The sequence below is a fragment of the Marinomonas atlantica genome, assembly GCF_001639725.1.
GTDB classification, from domain to species: domain Bacteria; phylum Pseudomonadota; class Gammaproteobacteria; order Pseudomonadales; family Marinomonadaceae; genus Marinomonas; species Marinomonas atlantica.
This window is the reverse complement of the sequence record NZ_LTAW01000040.1, coordinates 1-271: the sequence shown is the minus strand read 5'-3', so window position 1 is coordinate 271 and position 271 is coordinate 1. Positions and strand designations below refer to the sequence as shown.

1 protein-coding gene is annotated in these 271 nt (G+C 56.1%); it reads left to right on the top strand.

What is annotated here, in order from left to right; translation table 11 throughout:
- A partial coding sequence (locus AYW75_RS18475; protein WP_407943041.1) for a MutS-related protein occupies window positions 1-271 on the top strand: 271 nt, incomplete at both ends.

The window sequence follows — 271 nt, the reverse complement described above, 5'->3', positions numbered from 1 at the left end:
CCAGCACCTATGATGGTCTATCGCTGGCGTGGGCAAGTGCTGAGTGGCTAGCGACCAAGGTCGGTGCTATGACCTTGTTTGCGACCCACTATTTTGAACTGACAGAAATGCCTAACCAGCTACCGCATCTCGCTAACGTTCACCTTGACGCGGTAGAGCACGGTGACTCCATCGCCTTTATGCACGCGGTTCAAGAAGGCGCGGCGAGTAAATCCTACGGCCTGGCCGTCGCCGGATTGGCCGGTGTCCCAAAAGCGGTCATAAAGAATGC